Source organism: Arcicella lustrica (assembly GCF_034930985.1).
GTDB lineage: Bacteria > Bacteroidota > Bacteroidia > Cytophagales > Spirosomataceae > Arcicella > Arcicella lustrica.
The window spans coordinates 260,420-274,954 of record NZ_JAYGIM010000003.1; the positions used below are offsets into that span (position 1 = coordinate 260,420).

11 protein-coding genes are annotated in these 14,535 nt (G+C 35.7%); 6 read left to right on the forward strand and 5 right to left on the reverse strand.

All coding sequences use genetic code 11. From position 1 onward, the window contains the following. Window positions 1-151 precede the first annotated feature (151 nt). From VB798_RS04470 to VB798_RS04495, 6 genes are all read left to right on the forward strand, one after another. Complete coding sequence (locus tag VB798_RS04470; RefSeq protein WP_323256396.1) at window positions 152-739, forward strand: LemA family protein; 588 nt, start codon at window positions 152-154, stop codon at window positions 737-739. Window positions 740-1,018: 279 nt separating this feature from the next. After that, entirely contained in the window at window positions 1,019-1,453 is a 435-nt protein-coding gene (locus tag VB798_RS04475) for a TPM domain-containing protein (protein WP_323256398.1), read from the forward strand. A 45-nt stretch (window positions 1,454-1,498) separates the two neighbouring features. Next, on the forward strand, window positions 1,499-2,278 hold the full coding sequence (locus VB798_RS04480; protein ID WP_323256400.1) for a TPM domain-containing protein: 780 nt from the start codon (window positions 1,499-1,501) through the stop codon (window positions 2,276-2,278). Between the two features lie 123 nt (window positions 2,279-2,401). Then, entirely contained in the window at window positions 2,402-2,974 is a 573-nt protein-coding gene (lpcA, locus tag VB798_RS04485; RefSeq protein ID WP_323256402.1) for a D-sedoheptulose 7-phosphate isomerase, read from the forward strand. A 218-nt stretch (window positions 2,975-3,192) separates the two neighbouring features. Beyond that, a complete protein-coding gene (locus tag VB798_RS04490) occupies window positions 3,193-6,207 on the forward strand; it encodes an AsmA-like C-terminal region-containing protein (RefSeq protein WP_323256404.1) in 3,015 nt (1,004 codons plus the stop codon). Between the two features lie 93 nt (window positions 6,208-6,300). Then, window positions 6,301-6,810, forward strand: coding sequence for a YdeI/OmpD-associated family protein (locus tag VB798_RS04495; protein ID WP_323256406.1), 510 nt, complete (start codon window positions 6,301-6,303; stop codon window positions 6,808-6,810). An 81-nt stretch (window positions 6,811-6,891) separates the two neighbouring features. On the opposite strand, the gene gyrB is transcribed toward VB798_RS04495, so the two are convergent. The 5 genes from gyrB to VB798_RS04520 all read right to left on the reverse strand — a co-directional run bounded on the left by gyrB (window position 6,892) and on the right by VB798_RS04520 (window position 14,426). After that, on the reverse strand, window positions 6,892-8,859 hold the full coding sequence (gene gyrB / locus VB798_RS04500; RefSeq protein ID WP_323256407.1) for a DNA topoisomerase (ATP-hydrolyzing) subunit B: 1,968 nt from the start codon (window positions 8,857-8,859) through the stop codon (window positions 6,892-6,894). Between the two features lie 346 nt (window positions 8,860-9,205). Next, on the reverse strand, window positions 9,206-10,726 hold the full coding sequence (purH, locus tag VB798_RS04505) for a bifunctional phosphoribosylaminoimidazolecarboxamide formyltransferase/IMP cyclohydrolase (protein ID WP_323256409.1): 1,521 nt from the start codon (window positions 10,724-10,726) through the stop codon (window positions 9,206-9,208). Between the two features lie 213 nt (window positions 10,727-10,939). Then, window positions 10,940-12,736, reverse strand: coding sequence for a D-alanine--D-alanine ligase family protein (locus VB798_RS04510; RefSeq protein ID WP_323256411.1), 1,797 nt, complete (start codon window positions 12,734-12,736; stop codon window positions 10,940-10,942). A gap of 259 nt (window positions 12,737-12,995) precedes the next feature. Then, window positions 12,996-13,247, reverse strand: coding sequence for a NifU family protein (locus tag VB798_RS04515; protein ID WP_184129078.1), 252 nt, complete (start codon window positions 13,245-13,247; stop codon window positions 12,996-12,998). 75 nt (window positions 13,248-13,322) lie between these two features. Further along, window positions 13,323-14,426 (reverse strand): Mrp/NBP35 family ATP-binding protein, encoded by a 1,104-nt coding sequence (locus tag VB798_RS04520; RefSeq protein WP_323256413.1) that lies wholly within the window; start codon window positions 14,424-14,426, stop codon window positions 13,323-13,325. Between the last annotated feature and the right edge of the window lie 109 nt (window positions 14,427-14,535).

Genomic DNA, 14,535 nt, shown 5'->3' on the forward strand with positions numbered 1-14,535 from the left:
GTTTTTGACCGTTCAAAATCAAAAAACAAATATTCAGCATAGAAGTAATGCAGGCGCTGAAAAAATATCTACATTTGAAACAGTTTTACAGAGTGGTATAATTATTTTACCTTTGTAATACATCACATATTCACATTAAATAATTAAAACTATGTCAAAAGGACTTCTTATTGGATTAGGTGTTGCCGCATTATTGTTATTCTGGGGTATTGGTGTCAGAAACGGCATGGCGACAGAAAATCAGGAGGTTGAAGCATCTTGGGCGAAAGTACAAACTGCTTATCAACGTCGTGCAGATTTGATTCCAACTTTGGTAAATACAGTAAAAGGAGTAGCAAACTTTGAAAAACAAACACTTACCGATGTTATCAACGCTCGTTCAGGTGCTACACAAATTAAATTAGACGCAAAGGATTTAACCCCTGAAAATATGAAGAAATATCAAGAGGCTCAAAGCCAATTGTCAGGTTCGTTATCTCGTTTAATGGTCGTAGCAGAGAAATATCCTGAATTGAAAGCCACTGAAAATTTCTCTGAACTACAGTCACAATTAGAAGGTACAGAGAATCGTATCAAAGAAGAACGTGACCGTTTCAATGATACTGTAAAAGGTTATAACAACAAAATTGTTACTTTCCCGAACAGCTTAATTGCAAGTTTTTCAGGATTCACAACCAAAGGCTATTTTGAAGCTGACGCTGGTGCATCAAAAGCTCCAACTGTTGATTTTGGAAAATAGTTTTTCGATGAAATAGCACAAGGCGAAAAGCAGAAAACAAGATAAATTTTCGCTTTTCGCCTTTTTTATTGAGTGAATTAGTGATTGAGTGAGTTAGTGATTTTTTTGAGTTGTGAGTTATCAATTAGTGAATTGTGAATTAGTGAAAATATGTTTTATAATAATCACTAATTCAGTGACCCACTCAATCACTCATTAAAAAAATCACTAACTCACAATTCACTCAATCACTCAATAAAAAAATCACTAATTCACAACTCACTAATTCACTAAATAGACATGCCTCAGAACTTTTTTAATGAAGTACAGAAAGCACAGATTGTCAAGGCAATTCAGGCAGCAGAATTGAATAGTTCTGGAGAAATCCGATTGCATATCGAGAAGAATTGTCCCAAGCCAAACGTGTTAGATAGAGCCAAAGAAGTATTTAAAGAAATTGGAATGACCAACACTGCACAACAAAATGGTGTACTTTTTTACTTGGCAGTTGAAGACCGAAAATTTGCAGTAATTGGCGATAAAGGAATTGACAAAGTAGTGCCTGATGACTTCTGGGAATCGACCAAAGAATTATTGAAAAGTCATTTTTCTCAAGGACTTTTTACCGAGGGATTCATCAAAGCAATTCATTTAGCTGGCGAACAGCTAAAACATTACTTCCCTTATCAAAAAGACGATACAAACGAATTGCCAGACGAAATTTCGTTTGGCTAAATAAGCCCAAACCTTTTCTGTGAAGGAAGGGATTTCTTTATGAAGATGTTTAAGAAATTTTCAATTTATATACTTTGGACGCTCTTTAGTTTTTCACTATTGTCGGTTCATTCGCTTGTAATTGCACAAAATATTCCAGCCAAACCTAGTCCACAAAGATTAGTGAACGATTACGTGAATATTTTGACCAGTCCAGAACGAGAATCATTAGAACAAAAACTCAGAGGTTATGCCGATTCGACCTCAACACAATTAACCATTGTAATTGTAAAAAACACAGGAGAATCTGACCCTTATGATTTTGCCATGAAAATTGCGAAAGATTGGGGCGTTGGTCAGAAAGACAAAAACAATGGTTTGGTACTTCTATGGGCAACAGAAACTCGTAAAATCAGAATCGTAACAGGGCGTGGCATGGAAGCAACCATTACGGATGCCATTGCTAAAAGAATCATCAATCGAACACTTTCACCCAATTTCAAAGCAGGTTTATGGTACCAAGGTTTGGATGAAGCCACAACAGAAATGATGAGAAGAGCTTCTGGTGAATTTAAAGCAGATGAGAAAGATGATGGTGGAGGTTTTGGTTTCTTGTTCATTGTATTTATCATCGTAATTATCGTTTTAATCATTGCTTCACGCAACAGACGTGGTGGCGGTGGCGGCGGTTTTAACAGTGGCGGTTGGGGCGGACCAATCATTTTCACTGGTGGAGGTTTTGGTGGTGGACACTCTGGCGGAGAAAGTAGTGGTGGTGGAGGTTTCGACTTCGGCGGTTTTGGTGGTGGTGACTTCGGCGGCGGTGGAGCTGGCGGAGATTACTAAGCATAATAAACAATATAATAAGGCTTCGTTTCGGCGAAGCCTTTTCTATTTCAGCCCTTGCTACAAGATTTATAATAATGTTTCGTAATTTTGATTGATATTAAAATAAACATAGAAAAATTCGTGATTGATATTATTGCACAAGAACTCAACGAAGCACAATTAGTACTTCAAAACTTTATTGCTAATCCAAAAAATCTTGCTGATATTCAAGCTGCTGCCCAAATAATGGCGGATGCCATTCGTTCTGGAAACAAAATAATTTCTTGCGGAAATGGTGGCTCACATTGTGATGCCATGCACTTTGCAGAAGAGTTATCTGGTCGCTATCGTGACGACCGTCATTCTTTAGCTGCTATTGCGATTTCAGATGTTTCTCATATTTCTTGTGTAAGTAACGATTATGGTTTTGACCATATTTTTTCTCGTTTTGTAGAAGGTTTAGGAAATAAAGGGGATGTTTTGTTGGGTATTTCTACAAGTGGGAATTCTGCCAATATTATCAAGGCGGTTGAAGCGGCTAAAGTCAAAGGCATGAAAATTGTATTACTTACTGGGAAAGACGGTGGGAAATTAGATGGACAAGCTGATGTAGAAATCAGAGTTCCACATTTCGGCTATGCCGACCGTATTCAAGAAGTACATATTAAAGTAATTCATATTTTGATTTTATTGATTGAAAAGTTGGTGATTTAATGATAAGACTTGAGGACTGTAAGACTTTAAGATTTAAGGACTAAACCTAAGGACAAATGATTAAAAGGACTAAGGATTTGTCTGTGGATTTGGAAACTTAATATTAAAGTCTTCAAATCTATAATCTAATGTTTCTAGTCCCTAAGTCCTCTAGTCTTTAAGTCTTCAAGTCATTCCTAAAGTCTTTTAGTCTTAAAATCCTAAAGTCTCCCCAAACCATGAAAAAAGCCTTAATCATTCTAGTTTCGATTATTACTTTATTTGCTGTCGTGCTTTTTGCAGTGCCTTTCTTTTTTAAGGATACAATTCAAGCAAAAGTCAACGAAGAAATTCAGAAAAAAGTAAAGGCAAAAGTTTATTATAATGATTTTGATTTATCTTTTTTCAAGCATTTTCCTTCATTAACCATTTCTTTAACAGACTTTGGTGTGGTTGGATATTCCCCATTTGCAAGTGATACGTTGATACAAGCGAAGGAATTTTCTTTAGCAGCCGATTTAAAATCAATTATTTCTGGCGATAAAGTTGCCATTAACTCAATCGCAATTGACAGCCCTAAAATCTTGGTTAAAGTATTGCCTGATGGCTCTGCCAATTATGATATTTATAGAACAGATTCGCTACAAGTTCAGCAAGAAGAGACAAAAACCAAAAGTAATTTTAATGTCGGAATTGAATCATGGAAGTTGACCAACGGACAAATTACTTATGATGATAGACTGAAGAACACTTTTGTATTACTTCAAAACATTACACATGAAGGTTCTGGAAATATTGGTGCTGAAATCTATGATTTGACGACCAATACTCAGGTTGAAAAAGCATCTATCAGTTACGGAGGAACAGAATATTTGCACGACAAAACATTGTCGGCTGATATGAAAATCAATATTGACCAAGCAAAAAGCAAGTATTCTTTTACTAAAAATTCATGGAAAATCAATGATTTCACCTTGAATTTTGATGGCTCAGTAGCCATGCCCGATACTTCAAATATTGTTTTAGACATTACCTATTCTTCGCCAGAAAACACTTTCAAAAACTTACTTTCATTAGTCCCAAATATCTACACAGATAAATTCAAAGATGTTGATGCTGATGGAAATGTACAATTTAATGGTTTTGTAAAAGGAACGATGAATCCTACTTCATTTCCTACTTATGCCTTCAATTTATTGGTAGAAAATGCCATGTTCCAATATCCCAATTTACCAACGGCAGTTACTGGAATTAACCTTGATTTTAAAGCAAGTAATAGCACAAACGACCTGAATAATTCGGTATTGAACATCAAGAAATTCAATATGAATTTGGGCAAAAACCCTATCAATGCACGTGCTTTGATAGAAGGTTTGGGAAAATCAAAAGTAGATGCGGATGTGGTTGCGAAAATTGATTTACAACAAATTGGGCAAATTTTCCCGATGAAAGGCTTAGAAATGCGTGGACTTTACAGCATGGATTTAAAAGCAAAAGGTACTTATGATTCACTGACAAAAGCATTTCCACAAGTAAATGCAGTAATGAGTTTAGCGAACGGATACATTAAGTCGGACCAATTTCCACAACCCATTCAAGACCTTAATGTTAAAGCCAATTTAGTGAATACCAACGCTGCTTTAGCTTCTACTCGTTTGGCCATTACGGAGATGAGAATGGTTTTAGATGGCGAACCTTTTACGGCTAATGGAGTAATTGAAAACTTTGAAAATTACAATTGGGATATTAAAGCAAAGGGAAAAATAGATTTAACCAAAATGACCAAAATCTATCCTTTGACTGACATGACTTTGAAAGGAAAAATTGATGCAGATATAGAAACCAAAGGAAAAATGTCGGACGTGAAAGCAAAACGTTATGCTAGTTTGCCTACTTCTGGAAAAGCAACCATGCAAAATTTTGAATTTGTATCAAAGGAATACCCACAAGGAGTAAAAGTTACTTCTGCGGACATGACTTTCACACCAACAGCCATCAAAGTAACAAATGCAAAGGGTTTCTTAGGAACAAGTGATTTTGTGGCAGATGGAACATTTACCAATTACATGGATTATGCCTTGAACAACGGAACTGTAAAAGGTAAAATGAACGTAAAATCGAATAAATTCAATGTGAATGAATGGATGACGGATAGTCCAAAAACTACTACTGCTGGAGGAACTACACAGCCGTTACAAGTAGTTGAAATTCCTAAAAATATTGAGTTGGTGATGGATTCGGATATTGGAGAAGCACTGTATAGTCAGATGAAAATGCAAAATATCAAAGGTGCTTTAGTCGTAGGAAATGGCGCAGTAAAAATGCAAAACGTGGCTTTTCAATCTTTGGGAGGGAAATTCACGACGAGCGGAACTTACAATACTTCCAATTTAGCACATCCTTTATTTGACTTCGCCTTGAATCTTGAAAACATTGAAATTGCTCAGGCTTATCAACATCTAAATATCGTAAAATCCTTGATGCCAGTAGCGCAATATTTAATTGGCAATGTAACTTCTAAATTACAAATCGGTGGAGAATTAGGACAAGATATGATGCCAAAAATCAATTCTTTGACTGGCGATGGCTTGATGAAAATTTTACAAGCTACTATTTCAGAAAGTAATCCTTTGGTTCAGAAATTGGTAGAAACTACGAAAATTGCTAAATTAAAAGATACCAAATTGAGTAATTTATTAATGCAATTTGAAATAAAAGATGGAACATTTGGCGTAAAACCATTTGATATTAAATTTGAAGATTATAAAATCACCGCCAGCGGTCGCCATGGTTTAACGGGTTCAATGGATTATAATTTACTTTTAGATGTACCTTCTGGCAAAATTGGCGAAGCTTTTGGCAATGTATTTCAAAAATGGACAGGTAAAAATCTTCAAGGAACAGATAGAGTAAAATTTGATTTACAGTTAGGTGGAACACTCAAAAACCCAGCTTTTGGTTTTAAAGGAAGTAGTACTGCCAATTCTTTAAAAGATGTTGCCAAAGCTACTTTGCAAGCACAAATTGATGAAGGCAAAAACAAAGTATTAGACCAACTTAATATCAAAAAAGATGCCTTGCCTGCGCAAATTTTAGACAAAGATGCAATGGAAGCAAAGGCAAAAGCTACAGCGGATAGTATCAAGAAAGCAGCGGCAGACAAAGCAAAAAAACTATTAGAAAGTCAGAAGAAAAGCGTTATCAATGGACTTTTCAATAAATTTGGAAAACCTGCTAAAAAAGATACAGTTTAGTTTAAGTGGTTGGTGATTAAAATTTTCAGGAAGCATTGCATATAATTTAAAGACAATTCTAATCACTAAGAACTAAAAAAATCACTAAGTAAAATGGTTACTTTCACAGCGATACTTCAAAAGTTTGATAAGAAAGGAGAAAAAACTGGTTGGACTTATTTTGAAGTACCAGCGGATATTGCACAGCAAATCAAAGCGGATACTCGTGTAAGTTTTAGAGTAAAAGGTCAAATAGATGAATTTTCGATAAAATTAGTCGCTCTTATTCCAATGGGTGAGGGCGATTTTATTTTGCCCATTAATGCACAAATAAGGAAAGGGATTCGAAAAACTGAAGGTGCAAGCGTACAAGTAAGTTTGGAAGAAGATAAAAGTGAGTTAACCATTTCTCCTGAACTATTAATATGCCTAGAAGATGATGTCGTTGCCTCAAAAGCTTTTCATGCAATGCCCAAAAGTCACCAATTTTATTACAGTAAATGGATTGAATCAGCAAAAACTATTGAAACTAAAACCAAACGCATCGCTATGACTGTCCAAAGCCTAGCAATGGGTATGGATTACGGGCAAATGTTGAGGTATTTTAGAGATTTAGGAAAGTAAAGTTTTGATAGATATTCCAACAAAAAACCCACAAGAACTTGAATCCTTGTGGGTTTAATATTTTATCATGACTAATATTAACTACACATCAATTTTAGCATATTTGGCATTTTTCTCAATAAATTCTCTACGTGGTGGTACTTCATCACCCATCAACATTGAGAACAAATGGTCAGCTTCAACAGCAGATTCAATGGTTACTTGTTTCAAAGTACGAGTCTCTGGATTCATCGTAGTTTCCCACAATTGTTCAGCGTTCATCTCTCCAAGACCTTTGTAACGTTGTACGCCAACAGAGTCCTCTTTACCATTACCAGCAATACGTTTGATAGCTTGCTCACGTTGGGTTTCAGTCCAACAATATTCCATTTGTTGTCCTTTTTTCACTTGGTACAATGGCGGTTGAGCAATGTAGATATATCCTTTATCCAATAAATCTTTCATATAACGGAAGAAGAAAGTCAAAATCAACGTTCTAATGTGAGAACCATCGACATCGGCATCCGTCATGATGATTACTTTATGGTAGCGTAGTTTTTCAGTATTCAAGGCTCTTTCATCGCCATCTCTACCAAAACTTACTCCTAAAGCAGTAATCATATTCTTGATTTCTTCACTTTCGTAAATCTTATATTCTTGCGCTTTTTCAACGTTCAAGATTTTACCTCTTAATGGCAAAATTGCTTGGAATGCACGGTTACGACCTTGTTTGGCTGTTCCACCTGCCGAGTCCCCTTCTACTAAGTACAATTCGCAAACGTGTGGATCATTATCAGAACAGTCAGCTAGTTTTCCCGGTAAAGAGTTTCCACCTAAAACGGTTTTACGCTGAACCATTTCTCGAGCTTTACGAGCAGCATGACGAGCCTGAGCCGCCAATACAACTTTCGCAACAATCTGACGAGCTTCTTTTGGATGTTCTTCCAACCAAGATTCTAGCATATCAGACATCGCTGCAGAAACCGCACCTGAAACTTCACCGTTACCTAATTTAGTTTTGGTTTGTCCTTCAAATTGTGGTTCTGCTACTTTTACAGAGATTACCGCCGTTAAACCTTCACGGAAGTCATCTCCAACAATATCAATTTTTAATTTATCTAAAGCACCTGATTTATCCGCATAGTTTTTCAAAGTACGAGTCAAAGCACCACGGAAACCTGCTACGTGTGTACCGCCTTCAATAGTATTGATGTTGTTTACATACGACACTACATTTTCTGTGTATGAAGTATTGTACATCATCGCTACTTGTACTGGAACACCGTTTTTATCACCTTCCATGTAGATTGGTGCTTCAATGATTTTATCACGACTAGCATCCAAATACAATACAAATTCACTTAAACCACCTTCTGAGTAGAATAAATCAGTTTTAGGTTCGCCATTTTCATCTAAATCACGAAGGTCGGTCAAACTAATTTTGATACCAGCATTCAAGAATGAAAGTTCACGTAAACGACCTGCAACGGTTTCGTACTTATATTCTGTTACTGTAAAAATTGTTTCATCCGGCTTGAAAGTAACGGTTGTTCCGTGATTTTCAGTTGTTCCAATTTCTCTTACAGCATATTGTGGAATACCTATTTTATATTCTTGTTCAAATACTTTTCCTTCACGGTAAACAGTAACTTTCAAATCTGTAGAAAGCGCATTCACACAAGAAACCCCCACACCGTGCAAACCACCAGATACTTTATAAGTGTCTTTATCGAATTTACCACCAGCGTGTAGTACAGTCATTACAACTTCTAAAGCCGATTTTTTCTCTTTTGTGTGCATTCCCGTTGGAATACCACGACCGTTATCTTCAACAGTAATTGAATTATTGGTATTGATGGTTACTTTAATCGTATCACAATGACCCGCAAGCGCCTCATCAATTGAGTTATCAACAACTTCCCAAATTAAGTGATGAAGCCCTTTAAAGCCCGTATCACCAATATACATGGATGGACGTTTTCTTACTGCCTCTAGGCCCTCAAGGACCTGTATGTTATCGGCATCATAATTTGCTCTACTGTTTTCTTCTGGTTCTTGAAATTCTGACATATTTTATTTGATTTTGGAAGGTTGACCTTAGAGGTCGTTCATATTTTCTATATAAACGACAAAATCACCTCTTCCATTTTCATTTATATTTTTTGAAGATTTTTGTAACGTGGTCTTTTAATTACGCAATTTGCTTTATTTCCAATTAAAAAGTAAAAATACAAAAAACCTATCAAATCATCTAACGTTTGTGGTTTTTTGCGTAGAATTCGGGCTAAAAATGGGGCTTTTTTCTAGAATTGATGAAATGAAAATTTAGCTTGCATTTTACTCGTTAAAATAAGGCAAAAAACCTCGCTCAAATCATGAGCGAGGTTCTATAAAAATCATTTTAAATTCCTGATTTTTAGTGCTTAAAGTGTCTTACACCAGTCATTACCATTGCTAAATCATTAGCATCGCAATAAGCTACAGAATCTTTGTCTTTAATTGAACCTCCTGGCTGAACTACCGCAGTAATTCCAGCTTTGTGTGCAATCTCAACACAGTCAGGGAATGGGAAGAAAGCATCAGAAGCCATTACTGAACCTTGTAAATCAAAACCAAATTCAGCTGCTTTGTCAATCGCTTGTTTCAAAGCATCTACTCTTGAAGTTTGACCAACACCAGAAGCTAAAAGTTGACCTTCTTTTGCTAAAATGATAGTATTTGATTTTGTATGTTTACAGATTTTCAACGCAAATTCTAAAGCACGTAATTCTGAATCAGTGGGTGCTTTTGTCGTTACAGTTTTGAAATCAGCAACAGTTTCAGTAGCTAAATCTTTATCTTGTTCCAATACACCATTCAACAATGTTTTGAACATCATTTTTGAATTTTGCACAGGTTTACGTTTCAATAAAATACGGTTTTTCTTCGATTTTAATACTTCTAAAGCTTCTTCAGTAAAATCTGGAGCAATTAAAATTTCGAAGAATAAAGTATTCATTTCTTCTGCCGCAGCTTTATCAACTGTCCCATTAGTTGCTAAAACGCCACCAAAAGCAGAAATAGTATCACAAGCAAAAGCATTCAAATACGCTTGGTGAACAGTTTCAGCAGAAGCTACACCGCAAGCATTCGTATGTTTAATGATAACAAAAGAAGTTTCTTTGAATTCATCCAACAAAGTAATACAAGCATCAACGTCCACAAGGTTGTTGTACGACAACTCTTTTCCGTGCAATTTATCAAACAAAGCCGCTAAATCACCGTAAAAAGTAGCAGATTGATGTGGGTTTTCGCCATAACGAAGGGTACTTTGTGGCAACGATTTAAAATCGTAAATATCAGTTTTATTGCCATTAAAATATGCATGAATAGCAGTATCGTAATGAGAAGAAGTACCAAAAGCCAACATCGCAAAACGCTTACGGTCTGATAAATCAGTTCCGCAGTTTTTAGCTTGTAAAATAGAAAGTACTTCAGCATATTGTGTACGTGACGAAACTATCAATACGTCGTTGAAGTTTTTCGCTGCACCACGAATTAAAGAAATACCACCGATGTCAATTTTCTCAATAATATCATCTTCAGATGCTCCACTCGCAACAGTTTCCTCGAAAGGATATAAATCAACAATCACTAAATCAATTGAAGGAATTTCATATTGAGCAGCCGTAGCTACATCGCCTTCATGATCACGACGATAAAGAATACCACCGAAAACTTTTGGATGAAGTGTTTTTACTCTTCCTCCGAAAATAGAAGGATAACTTGTTAGGTCTTCAACTGCCGTAACAGGAATACCTAATTCTTCAATAAAAGTTTGCGTACCACCCGTCGAGTATAATTTTACTCCATTTTGATGAAGTAATTCGACAATCGGAGCAAGTCCGTCTTTGTAATAAACCGAAATAAGAGCTGATTGTATTTTTTTGGAAGACATGATTTTGGGATTCTGAGCAACAAGTAATTTACCTATAACTCAAAGATTGTTCAAACGAAGATGCAAAATTAATAGATTTTGTATTTTTCATAGTATTTTCAACGAAAATTATCCGAATACAGTGATTATTTTTAGATTAATTTCTTTCAAAAAGCACAAAAGCCAGTGAAAATCATTTTCACTGGCTTTTGAAGTAATCAATAAAACTATTTTTTATAGATATACAGGCAAATCAATGCTGAAATCAATCGTACAAATTGACGTTAAATCTACGATTTCAGTCAATTTTTCACGAGAAATTTGTTCTACTACTCCTACTTTTTTACCAGTATAATGTAAAGTGATTTTTTCGGCTTTAATTCTGGTTTCTGCAATTAAAGGATGAATTGAACCATCCAATACTTTAGCAATATCTTCGGCAAATTCCTTGAACATCAAATTGGTTGGCAATAAGTACAATTCTTCATTCAAATGACTTTCACCTGTTACAAAAACTGGAACTGGATAAAATTCTGTAGAAGCCGCTAACGTTGAATATACTTTTCTAGCTTTTACAAAACTTTCTTCTTGGGCTTCTGGTGAAAATCCTCCGAAAATAATTGCTACTTTTTGTCTATCATCAATGTCTTCAATTCTTTTGGCAATTGCCCCATCAAGTTTCGTTAATAATTGCTGAAACTTGAAAGTACTTTTGCCAGTACGCATTCTTTCACGAATCGACTGACGAATAAAGTACGTTATAGAATCCGTCACATTCAAACCAATTTCTGCCATTTGTTTAAAAATGATAGAAGTTGGCGACATTCCCGGAATGGTGTTTGGGTCGTGCAAAAGTACTTTACCTTCTGGCGTAACAAAACCGTCGATACGAGTACAAACGCCAAATTTCAAGGAATCGAAAGCTTTTTTCACATCCGCTTGTACTTGTTGATTGTTTTCTAAAGAGGTAGTAATCGGGATTTTCTTACGAGTAGCCGACGATTGATATTTTGCTTTAAAATCAAATACTTCAACATTTGCCACGATTTCGGTCGGAGGCAAAGCCACAGATTCGCAATCTGGATTTTGAATCACACCGCAACTAAATTCTTGTCCTTTTACAAAACCTTCAATCAAAACAGTATCTTCCGAATTCATTGAAATCAAGGCTACGTTTTCTTGAGATTGCTCGAAATGAGTTGAAATTTTTGTTAACAATTCAGCAGGATGATACACTACTTCACCATTCATCGAAACTGGCAAACCAATTCCTTCATCCAAATTTGCCATTCTTTGTACAAATTCCTGATGCTCAACGCTATTCCATTCTTCTAAAGATACTTCTCTGATAAACAAACATTGTTTTACTGCTTTCACGAAATCTTCGACCTCATCTTTTTTCACAAAAGCCACGCCAATTGATGAACCTTGATGCGGAGCTTTTACCACGAAAGGCAAACCTACTTGGACTTTTATTTCTTCAAAAAGTTCGGTAGCATCTTTACTTTCAAAATATTCACGGCTAATACTGGTTGTTTTTTTATCCAAACCAACAGCCAAACGTATTAAATCATTTTGAGCAATTTTATCAATTCCGATAGATGAACCCATTAAGCTTGGTCCAGAATATGGTACTCCATACCATTCTAACAAACCTTGAATACTTCCGTCTTCACAAGCTGGGCCGTGCATGGCGATAAATACAAAATCAAATTTCTTTGAAAATTGCTCTGGAGAAATGTGTTCGCCAACTTCTGCAATAATTTTATTTAATTCCTCTTCAGACAATTCCCCTAAAGATTCAACATAAATACTGTAATCACCTTGATAAGATTTCGGAGGATAAAAATCACGAATCGAAGCAGAATATACTAATTCAGGTTTTAAAACAATAAAATTCCCAAGACCATCCACAAAAACAGGAATTGGTTCAAAAAGAGTTTTATCAATATTTTCCATTGCGGTTTTACCTCCAGCAAAACTGATTTCACGCTCACGAGCAGGCCCGCCAAAGAAGATGCCTATTTTCATAAAAGGAATTGATTTTTCGATGTTGAATGGATGAAAGAAAAATGGGTAACAGTTTGTTAAGCGTAATTGGCAAATAGTGATTAGTACAGAATCCTAATTATCAGTCATTTATAATAAATAAAAATGTCTCTATTAAAAAGACTGTAAGCCGAAAGCCGACGACCGAATTCCGAAAGCCTCTCCCACTAGCAAAGTTAAGAAAAAACCCTTGTAGAATTGTGCTACAAGGGTTTTTGATTTATGACTAATTCATACAGAATTACATATTTACTGCTTCTACTTTAATAATTTCTGGTACTTCACGAAGAATGGTTTCTTCAATACCTCCACGGAAAGTCATTGCAGACATCGAACATGCACTACAAGCACCAACCAATTCGAGGCGAAGGATGTTACCATCTACAATCTCAAGTACTCTTACATTTCCTCCGTCGGCTACTAAGTAAGGACGAATTTTATCTAAGGCTTTTTCTATTTTTTCCTGTAAAGGATATTCAACGGTTGTTTCCATAAAATGCATCACGCAGAAAAAGAACTCTTTATTGCGTTTTAATGGTAATATTTCTCTCAAATATACTAGAAAAAACTACACTTTTACTTGTACAGGCTTGGTCTTTTCTTTTGTTGCATTTCTAATAGCAACTTGTTGAGCTAACAATTCAGCCGATTTTTTGAAAGCAGTAGCAATAATACTATCGCTCATTACGGCAGGTTTTCCATCGTCACCAGCTTCTCTGATACTTTGTACTAAAGGAATTTCACCTAATAAATCTGTTTCGTATTTTGTTGCTAAATTCTTTCCGCCGTCTTTTCCAAAAATATAATACTTGTTGTCAGGTAATTCTTCTGGCGTAAAATATGCCATGTTTTCAATAACGCCTAAAACTGGCACATTGATTTGTGGCTGACGGAAAAACATTAATCCTTTGGTAGCATCTGCCAAAGCTACTTTTTGTGGAGTCGTTACAATTACTGCACCTGTAACTGGTACTAATTGCACCAAAGAAAGGTGAATATCAGAAGTACCTGGAGGTAAGTCAATCAATAAATAATCTAATTCTCCCCAATGAGTATCACTAAAAAACTGACGTAAAGCTTGCGTCGCCATTGGACCTCTCCATGGTACTGGATTGTCTTGTGGAGCAAGAAAACCCATTGAAATCATTTTGATGCCGTATTGCATGATAGGTTGAATCATGTTTTTACCATCAATTTGGCTTACTAAAGGTTGCATATCCTCAGCACCAAACATTACTGGAATAGAAGGTCCAGAAATATCCGCATCAATAATACCAACTTTAGCGCCAGAAAGCTTCAGTGCCATCGCTAAATTGGCGGTTACAGTAGATTTCCCTACTCCACCTTTTCCTGAAGCAATCGCAATAATATTTTTTACATTAGGCAAAAGCGTTGTTCCCATTCTTGACGAAGTAACATCTGCCGTCATATCAATTACAACACTTAGGTTTTCGTCAACATGAGTATGAATCGCTTCTTCGCATTCTTTACGAATTCTTTCTTTTAATGGACAAGCCGGAGTAGTAAGTACTACCGTAAAACGAACTTCACCTACGCCTAATTCAATGTCTTTAATCATATTGAGCGTCACCAAATCTTTCTTCAAATCTGGTTCTTGTACTGTTGACAAGGCTCTGATGATGTCTTCTTTTTTTATTTTTAAATCGCCCATTTTTATGTTTTAAAGGTTGTGCTTTTTCAAAAAATCGAATAATTTCTACTTGAAAAAACCTTTATTAATCATACAAAACACTTCTAATAAAATTGAACGACAAAGATAG

What these genes read in the sequence shown, in the direction of transcription:
- VB798_RS04470 (WP_323256396.1), top strand. Translation starts at nt 152, where the DNA reads ATGTCAAAAGGACTTCTTATTGGATTAGGTGTTGCCGCATTATTGTTA.
- VB798_RS04475 (WP_323256398.1), top strand. Translation starts at nt 1,019, where the DNA reads ATGCCTCAGAACTTTTTTAATGAAGTACAGAAAGCACAGATTGTCAAG.
- VB798_RS04480 (WP_323256400.1), top strand. Translation starts at nt 1,499, where the DNA reads ATGTTTAAGAAATTTTCAATTTATATACTTTGGACGCTCTTTAGTTTT.
- VB798_RS04490 (WP_323256404.1), top strand. Translation starts at nt 3,193, where the DNA reads ATGAAAAAAGCCTTAATCATTCTAGTTTCGATTATTACTTTATTTGCT.
- VB798_RS04495 (WP_323256406.1), top strand. Translation starts at nt 6,301, where the DNA reads ATGGTTACTTTCACAGCGATACTTCAAAAGTTTGATAAGAAAGGAGAA.
- gyrB (WP_323256407.1), bottom strand. Translation starts at nt 8,859, where the DNA reads ATGTCAGAATTTCAAGAACCAGAAGAAAACAGTAGAGCAAATTATGAT.
- purH (WP_323256409.1), bottom strand. Translation starts at nt 10,726, where the DNA reads ATGTCTTCCAAAAAAATACAATCAGCTCTTATTTCGGTTTATTACAAA.
- VB798_RS04510 (WP_323256411.1), bottom strand. Translation starts at nt 12,736, where the DNA reads ATGAAAATAGGCATCTTCTTTGGCGGGCCTGCTCGTGAGCGTGAAATC.
- VB798_RS04515 (WP_184129078.1), bottom strand. Translation starts at nt 13,247, where the DNA reads ATGGAAACAACCGTTGAATATCCTTTACAGGAAAAAATAGAAAAAGCC.
- VB798_RS04520 (WP_323256413.1), bottom strand. Translation starts at nt 14,426, where the DNA reads ATGGGCGATTTAAAAATAAAAAAAGAAGACATCATCAGAGCCTTGTCA.